This is a genomic window from Rhizobium sp. SEMIA 4085 (genome assembly GCF_013004495.1).
Lineage (GTDB): Bacteria > Pseudomonadota > Alphaproteobacteria > Rhizobiales > Rhizobiaceae > Rhizobium > Rhizobium gallicum.
Genome location: NZ_JABEPH010000311.1, coordinates 1 through 7,443, shown reverse-complemented (window position 1 = coordinate 7,443; position 7,443 = coordinate 1). Strand labels below are relative to the sequence as shown.

12 protein-coding genes are annotated in these 7,443 nt (G+C 58.2%); 1 reads left to right on the top strand and 11 read right to left on the bottom strand.

What is annotated here, in order from left to right; genetic code table 11:
* The coding region (locus tag C9413_RS24525; RefSeq protein ID WP_170251014.1) for an NAD(P)H-dependent oxidoreductase at window positions 1-506 on the top strand (506 nt) is incomplete at its 5' end.
* Here the strand turns inward: C9413_RS24525 and C9413_RS24520 are convergent.
* The 11 genes from C9413_RS24520 to C9413_RS24470 form a co-directional block, all read right to left on the bottom strand.
* Window positions 463-996: a membrane protein gene (locus C9413_RS24520; protein ID WP_039843989.1), complete on the bottom strand. Its 534-nt coding sequence runs from the start codon at window positions 994-996 to the stop codon at window positions 463-465. The genes C9413_RS24525 and C9413_RS24520 overlap by 44 nt on opposite strands.
* Complete coding sequence (locus tag C9413_RS24515; RefSeq protein ID WP_039843988.1) at window positions 990-1,361, bottom strand: hypothetical protein; 372 nt, start codon at window positions 1,359-1,361, stop codon at window positions 990-992. The genes C9413_RS24520 and C9413_RS24515 overlap by 7 nt, the downstream gene beginning before the upstream one ends.
* Before the next feature lie 11 nt (window positions 1,362-1,372).
* The gene (locus C9413_RS24510; RefSeq protein ID WP_039843987.1) at window positions 1,373-1,927 is read right to left on the bottom strand and encodes a rod-binding protein; all 555 of its coding nucleotides are present in this window, start codon (window positions 1,925-1,927) and stop codon (window positions 1,373-1,375) included.
* 31 nt (window positions 1,928-1,958) lie between these two features.
* The gene (locus C9413_RS24505) at window positions 1,959-2,372 is read right to left on the bottom strand and encodes a hypothetical protein (protein ID WP_039843986.1); all 414 of its coding nucleotides are present in this window, start codon (window positions 2,370-2,372) and stop codon (window positions 1,959-1,961) included.
* Between the two features lie 3 nt (window positions 2,373-2,375).
* Entirely contained in the window at window positions 2,376-3,128 is a 753-nt protein-coding gene (locus C9413_RS24500) for a flagellar biosynthetic protein FliR (RefSeq protein ID WP_039843985.1), read from the bottom strand.
* Window positions 3,125-5,212 (bottom strand): flagellar biosynthesis protein FlhA, encoded by a 2,088-nt coding sequence (gene flhA / locus C9413_RS24495; protein ID WP_039843984.1) that lies wholly within the window; start codon window positions 5,210-5,212, stop codon window positions 3,125-3,127. The genes C9413_RS24500 and flhA overlap by 4 nt, the downstream gene beginning before the upstream one ends.
* An 88-nt stretch (window positions 5,213-5,300) precedes the next feature.
* Window positions 5,301-5,567 carry a flagellar biosynthesis protein FliQ gene (gene fliQ, locus C9413_RS24490; protein WP_022717183.1) on the bottom strand — a complete coding sequence of 89 codons (267 nt, stop codon included), beginning with the start codon at window positions 5,565-5,567 and terminating at the stop codon, window positions 5,301-5,303.
* A 71-nt stretch (window positions 5,568-5,638) separates the two neighbouring features.
* Window positions 5,639-6,064 carry a flagellar hook assembly protein FlgD gene (gene flgD / locus C9413_RS24485; RefSeq protein ID WP_039843983.1) on the bottom strand — a complete coding sequence of 142 codons (426 nt, stop codon included), beginning with the start codon at window positions 6,062-6,064 and terminating at the stop codon, window positions 5,639-5,641.
* Complete coding sequence (gene flbT / locus C9413_RS24480) at window positions 6,055-6,504, bottom strand: flagellar biosynthesis repressor FlbT (protein WP_022717181.1); 450 nt, start codon at window positions 6,502-6,504, stop codon at window positions 6,055-6,057. The genes flgD and flbT overlap by 10 nt, the downstream gene beginning before the upstream one ends.
* The gene (flaF, locus tag C9413_RS24475) at window positions 6,501-6,848 is read right to left on the bottom strand and encodes a flagellar biosynthesis regulator FlaF (RefSeq protein WP_022717180.1); all 348 of its coding nucleotides are present in this window, start codon (window positions 6,846-6,848) and stop codon (window positions 6,501-6,503) included. Before flaF ends, flbT begins: the two co-directional genes overlap by 4 nt.
* A 36-nt stretch (window positions 6,849-6,884) precedes the next feature.
* Window positions 6,885-7,443 (bottom strand): flagellin (locus C9413_RS24470; RefSeq protein ID WP_281408672.1); only part of this gene is annotated, 559 nt, incomplete at its 5' end.

The window sequence follows — 7,443 nt, the reverse complement described above, 5'->3', positions numbered from 1 at the left end:
CCGCGCGGGTCTATGCCTATGGGTTCGCCTACGGCGTCGGCGAGCACAGCGACAAGCGATGGGGCGACCGCTATGGCGAAGGGACTCTGGCGGGCAAGCGGGCCATGTTGATTGTGACGACCGGCGGCTGGGAGGAACATTACTCGACCCGCGGGGTCAACGGACCGATCGACGACCTCCTATTCCCGATCAATCATGGAATCCTCTATTACCCGGGCTATGCCGTTCTTCCGCCTTTCGTGGCTTACAGGGTCGATGGTCTGGATGAGGCCGGCTTCGAACGCGCAGCCGAGCGCCTGCGTGAGAGGATGCGCACGCTCGAGTCCACCCCACCTATCCCCTATCGTCAGCAGAATGGCGGAGACTATCTGATCCCCAGCATGGAGCTACGCCCTGAGCTGGGCGAACCGGGCGCGACCGGCTTTGCGCTTCACCTGAACGGCGCAGACGAAGGCAGCGAAACTAGTGGGCAGCGCTCGCCGCTTCAGGTGGCGGCGGCTCGATGATCTTGACCGGATCGGCCGTTTTCTTTTGTTGGCCTGAGGCATTGGCCTTCACGTCTTCCTTGGAAAGGTAGTCGAGCTGCTCCAGCATGACCTCTGAAACGTATTCGCCGCCGAGTTTCTCGTTCATGCCTTTCTTGATCGCGTCGCGGAAGGCCTGCGGGTCGAAGGATTTCAGCTTGCTGATATCGACCATCTTATTGCCGACGAGCAGAGTGAAAAGCTCGTCGGTGGTCATTTCGCTAAGCGGCAGGGTCATACCCTTCACGGTGTCCTTGTTCATCATGAAGGACACGCGGCCGAGGAAGTAACCAGTCACCGCGCCGTCGCCGATAATCGGTACGGTGATTGTCTCGCCCTTCACAAGCTCAAGCTGGCTCTGCTTCGAATCATCAGCCGGCGGGGCCGGCGCTGTCGCCAGCTTCACGGAGAAATAGACCGAAGCAAGCGTGATGGCGCAAACCCAGATGCCTGTCAGGACGAGCTTCACCATCCGGCATCACGCGCGACGAACTGTTCCTGGGAATAGGTGCCGTCGGCATCCGCATCCTGAACGGCATTCTTCAACAGGTCGGCAACCGCACGAACGGCTTCGAGATGTGCCTCAACGCGCCGGGCGTTCAGCGTCAGCTTCTGCTTCAGCCCGTGAAGCTGCTCCAGATGCGACGCAGCAAGCTCGGCCGGGTCCGTATCGCGGAAGAGCATCGACAGCTCATAGAGGCAGCGGCTCTTATGTGCGTTCGAGACCTTGAGATCGAACTGCGGGTCGCTGCCAATCCGCGTGTTCTCGTTGTCAATGATCATTTCCAGGCGGCCGAGGACCGACTTGATACGATATTCATTCGAGATGATTTCCATTTTATCCTCGGTTATGCTTCATTATTGATCTTGGCATCCGCCGTTGGCGTGCCGAATGTCTTGCGCTGGAATTCGTCGATCATGCTAAAGGCGACCTTCCGGTCATCCTGGTCCGCCGACGCGTTCACGATGGCGCCTTCCTTCTTGCGAAGCGCCTCGTTATACATCTGCTTGGCTATGCCGACGCCGTCACCTTCGGAGATGACGTTGCCGAGTTGCTCGGCCATCATGCCCTTCCAGATGTCGCCCGTTGCGCCCTTGCCGTAGACCTGTTCACTGTCGCTCGGCAGCATGTTCTTGATGAAATTCTGAAGCACCATTGCCTCGAACTTCCGGTAGGTTTCCGGAATCTCTTCAGACTTGGCGCGATTCTTGACGTTGTCGAGGCCGGTGGCGCCATCAAGCACGTCGACCTTGGCAGAAAAGCCATCGCCGTTCTCGGCAAGCCCCGTTGCCCGAAACGCCGCGCGGCTCGCTTTCAATTTCTCCTGGGCCACCTGAACCTCCATCGGGTCGGCGGCTTTGACAACATCCAGGACCAGATCACTCGGGGGTGAAATAGCCAATGTCACAATCCTCTAAGTTAAGTTGTAGGGATTATGGTTTTTGAAGCTTGCTGGAGGCTGGTGTTGCAAATTTCTGATCGATGACATCGTAGACCGCGTTGTCATCGGCCTCGCGCCGTTCGGCTTCAAGGGCTTCCTTCATGCCCTCTTCCAGCCGGTCGCCCTTGGCCCGCTCGCGCTGCAGACGCATCTCGTGCAGCTGCTGCATGCCGGTCAGCTGCTTGTCCTTGGTGCTCAGCCGCTCGAACCGGTCGGCATAGCTTTGCGAAAACGCACGATGGACCGGATCCATGGAGCCGAGCGCCATGACGACATTGTCGATCGACTGGTTGACCTCGGCGCGCTGGCGGCTCGTTTCGGCAAGGTCGTATTCCGCCATCTGCTCCAGATGCCGCTGGACTGCGACGAGCCGCTTCAGTTTTTCCGAACGGGTCTTCTCGGCCATTCGCTATCTTCCGATAAACACGCTTGGGAAAGATTGTGCATACTGGCTGATCAAGGCAGCAACCGAGAAATAGAACAGGAACAAGCCGCCAAGCAGCATGTAGGGCGTCGAGATGAAGTACACGGGAATCTGCGGCGCCAGCTTGTTGATGAAGCCGATCGAGACGTTGAACATCATGCTGTAGATGAGGAACGGGCTTGCGAGCCGGAGCATGATGTAGGTCGTCGATTGTAGCGTATCGGTGAGCGAAATCAGATTGGCGCGCATATCGGCAATGCCGCCGAAGGGCATCGTCGTGTAGGAATCGATCAGCGCCCGGAACACGACATGATGGAAGTCCATCATGAAGAGGATCATCATTCCGGCAAAGGTGATGAAACCGGAGAGACTTGTTTCCACCGAATCCTCGATGACATCTGCCGCACCCGGCGAGGTGTATCCGACCATCATGGCGATGATGCTGGCGGCGAATTGGAAGCCCAGCGTGTAGAGCCGCGCCAGCAAGCCGTACATGACGCCGATTAGTGATTCGCTGACGATGAGCCCGATATAGGTCGCGCCCGTATTGCTGACGGCCGGATAAACCGTATCCCAAAGAACCGGCAGCATGGCGATCGAAAGGCCGCCGGCCACAAAGACCCTCAGCAGTTCCGGCACGCGCGCGGAGGAAAAGCCTGGCATTGCAAGGACACAGCCGCCGATCCGGCAGAAAACCAGGAAGAGCGCCAGAACAGTCCCTTGCGGGTCGGAAATCATGAAATAGAGCCCAAAATCTTTATCTCGATGCCCTTGGCCAGTTCGACGTGCGAAAGAACCGGAAGCGTGGCGAACAGCCGTTCGATGATCATGCGCACATAGGAGCGTGTTTCCGGCGATGTGACAAGGGCGAATGGCAGGCCGCGGTCCATGAATTCACGGATAACCTTCGTTGCCTGCTCGCTGAACTCCTCAAGGCTGCGCGGGTCGATGTCGAATTCGACGACCTCGCCCTTGTTGTCGCGCTTGAGCGCCTGGTGGAAGGCCATGTCCCACTTGCTGCCGAGCCGCAGGACGCGCAGCACGCCATTGTCCGCAAGGTCGCCGCAGAGCTGCTGTGCCATGCGGATCCGCACATGCTCGACGATCTGCTCGGTCTTGCGGACATGCGGCGCGAGCTCGGCCACGGCTTCCAGGATCAGATGCAGGTTACGGATCGAGACGCGCTCGGCAAGCAGCAGCTTGAGGACGGCCTGCAGGCCCGAATACGACATATGCGAGGTGCAGATCTCGTCTGCAAGCTTCTTGTATTCGGGATCGAGACGGTCGATGAGAACCTTCACGTCCTTGTAGGAGAGAAGCTGCGGCAAGTTGTTGCGGATGACCTCGCTCATGTGGGTGAGGACCACCGAGACGTTGTCGATCGGCTGGAAACCTTCGCGTTTCAAGTCCTCGGCGAAAGCCTCAAGAATGGAAACCGCCGGCATGCCGAAAGCCGGTTCGCGGATTTCGTCTCCTGGAATGCGCGGCTTGCGGCCGGAGCCGGTGACGACCAGCACTTCGCCGACACGCAACGCGTTCGATGCCACCGTCGTGCCGTGGATGCGGATCTGGTAGGACTTCTCGGGAATGCTGATATCGTCGGTGACCTTGATCTCCGGAACGACGAAGCCATACTGCGTTGCAAATTTCTTGCGCATCTTGCCGACCCGGAAGGCGAGTTCCTGGTGTGCGCCGAGGAGGCGTGTCGACACCATCTTGCCGAGCGCGAGTTCGATTTCGGAGGTGCGCAGCACCGATTTGACCGAGTCCTTTTCGAGCTCCTTGGTCTGAACGACCTTCTTTTCCTCCTGCTCGCGGCGGACCTTGTTCTCTGCTTCTATCTGCCTCGGAATGAACCACGCACCGAACGCCATGAGGCCGCCGAGGAACAGGAAGGGGACTGTCGGCAAGCCGGGCATCAGGCCCAGGACCGCCATCAGCACGGCGGAAACGGAAAGCGCGCGCGGATAACCGCTCAGCTGATTGACGACGGCCTGGTCGGTCGAGCCGATGGTGCCGCCGCGCGAAACGAGAAGGCCGGCCGCCAAGGAAACGATAAGCGCCGGCATCTGGGCGACCAGGCCGTCGCCGACCGAGAGCTTGACGAAAACGTCGGCCGCTTCGGAAATCGGCATGTCATGGCGGAAATAGCCGATGATGATGCCGCCAAAAATATTGATGCAGGTAATAAGGAGGCCGGCAACCGCGTCGCCGCGGACGAACTTGGAGGCACCATCCATGGCACCGAAGAACGAGCTTTCCTCCTCCAACTCCTTACGGCGGCGCTGCGCTTCCTTCTCGTCGATGATGCCCGCGGAAAGATCGGCGTCGATCGACATCTGCTTACCGGGGATCGCATCCAGGGTGAAACGCGCGCCGACTTCAGCGATACGCGTCGCACCCTTGGTGATGACAATGAAATTGATGGTGATCAGGATCAGGAACACGATCAGACCGATCACGAAATCGCCGGACATCACCAGGCTTGCAAAACCGGCGATTACGCCGCCGGCGGCGTCATGACCCTCATTGCCATGCGAAAGGATCACGCGCGTCGTTGCAATGTTCAGCGACAGTCGCGTCATGGTCGCGATCAGCAGGATGGTCGGGAAGGACGAAAATTCGAGAGGCTTCTGAATCCAGAGGGCAACCATCAGGATCAGAACGGAAAACGCGATCGAAAACGCCAGCCCCAAGTCGATCAGAAACGGCGGAATCGGCAGGAAGAGCACACAGATGATGACCATGATGCCGAGGGCAAAACCGACATCACGAAGACTCGGAGCAGATTTCGGAAGGGGGAGTGCAGGTGGTTGCGCCATTTCGATTCCGTCTCTTCATGAGAGGAGGCAGGTATGCCCTGCCCAATTCGGATCGAGAATTAACCGGCGAAGCTTGCGCGAAGGTAGCTCAGAAGCCAGACTGGATGCGCGAGAAGACCATGTCGGTGAAAATGGAGATCTGGGAACCGACGAACGGTGCGGAAATGCCGACTGTAATGAGAACGGCGACAATCTTTGGAACGAAGGTGAGCGTCGCTTCCTGAATCTGCGTCAGCGCCTGGATCAGTGCGATGACGAGGCCAACAATCATGGCAGCAGCGACCGCAGGGCCGGCTGCGATCAAAACGGTCCAGATGGCCGCCTGAAAAAGGTCGAGTGCATCGGCTTCATTCATCGTCAGGCAACCTCATATCGCCTTTCGGTCCGCCCCTCAGTGGCCGGACCATTATTGCGTTGAAAGTCAGGTCACGACGACGTGTCTGACGCGGGCGCTTCATCCGCGAGAGTGATTCCCGCCTGCACGAGAATACTCTTCCCGTCCGTCGTCGTCGCGATAATTCCGTCGGAATACACCTTGACCGAGGCGACGGTGCCTTTAACGGTGCCGTCGGCGCTGGTCATGTACTTGCCGATATAGCTGCCTGCCTGGGTGAGGCTGGAGCTTGCGAGCAGCGTGTCCAATTTCGTGTTGGTCTGGATCGTCTGCTCCACCTGCGAAAAGCTTGCGAGCTGCGACATCTGCTCGCTGGCGTCCATCGGATCCGTCGGATCCTGGTTCTTCATCTGCGCGATGAGCAACTGCAGGAAGTTGTCGTAGTTGAGCGTTGCCTTCTGCTGCGCAGTCTGCGTGGTCGACGTCGTGCCGACGCTGGAAACGCCGTCTACCGCCATGGTGCGATCTCCTTGCGGATTTGCTCGACCATCGCCGGGTGCATTTCCTGGTTGTTCAAGATGCCGTCCTCGGTCGGGTAGAGCGCGCGGATCGCCTTCAGCGCATCGAATGCGCGCCCCGTCGAGACGAGGCCATCGATGCGCTTCAGCTCGGCGAGAACCTCTTCGTTCTTGAAGCAGGTCAAAAGCATGGTGATCGACTTGCGGAACATTGCCGTCGACTGCTCCTTGCCTTCCGGATTAATCAGGATCATCTGCGCGATGAAGTAGAGCTGGCGCAGTGGCGTCGTGGCGTCTTCCGGCTGAAGAACATGGTTTTCAAGAAGAAACGTCACATCATTCAGGAATTCCAGCGCGACCTTGCGGTCAACGCGCAAAACCGCGCCGTTGATGAAGATTCTCTCTCCGGCTTTTAGCGAAATGCGAAGTGTACTTTTCATTTAAGTCCATCCCTGATGATGGTGGTAACGTCGATAATGCCTTGATAGTTACTCGATTGGCGTCGCCTGATCTTGTCGCATTCCTTCAAAATCCAGATTGCGATCGAAATCAGGTTGGCCCGCAGCTCGATCTGGAGCTGATTGTCGGGATGCTTGAGATCCTCGATAAAACTCACCCAAACACGCCGGGTGTAAAACAATGCCTCAACGGATTCCCGGCTGTACTTTTCCTTGTCGCGCGCCAGCGAGAGCAATTCGATAGACCGGTCGAGAACTTGCCGCTCCCGCTCTTTTGCGTCGGTCACCGAGTCTTGCATGACCTCGGCATAAGAGAATTGATACATTCATGCATCCTTCTTTGTATTGCGCGCCTTTGATCATCAAAGGTAATTCACGAGGCTCAGCTGCTGTATTTTCGATACGATCGTGTAAGCCGTCTCCAGCTGCGTTTCCAAGGTCTTGACGAGGGTCGAAGCTTCTGCAGGGTCAACACCTTGGAGGTCCACGACCTTGTTGTTGATGATGGCAGCCTGGGCATCGAGAGCGTCGTTCGCCTTCTCGACGCGCTCCTGCGACAGGCCGAGCTGGCTCTGTTGCGTCACGAGGCCGGATGTCGCCTGCGCCGCATAGCCGATGGCGCGCGAGGAAACCGCGTCCATGGCATCAGTGCCAAGGCCCTGATCGATCAGCGCATTCGTCATCACCGTGGCCATTGCGAGGTAGCGCATGCCGTCGGAATTGGCGTTGGTGGACGATGTGATGACTTCCGAGTTGCTGATCCGGCTCGTCATGTTCTGATTGGAGGCCTTGGACCAGCCGGTGGCGGGGTTCGTCCATGCCGCAGCGCTGAACATCGGCTCCACGGTGCTGGTCTTGCAGGTATCGCTTTCCGCCGCCGTCACGGTTCTGACCGGGTTTTGCAGCCCGGTTGCGTCTTTG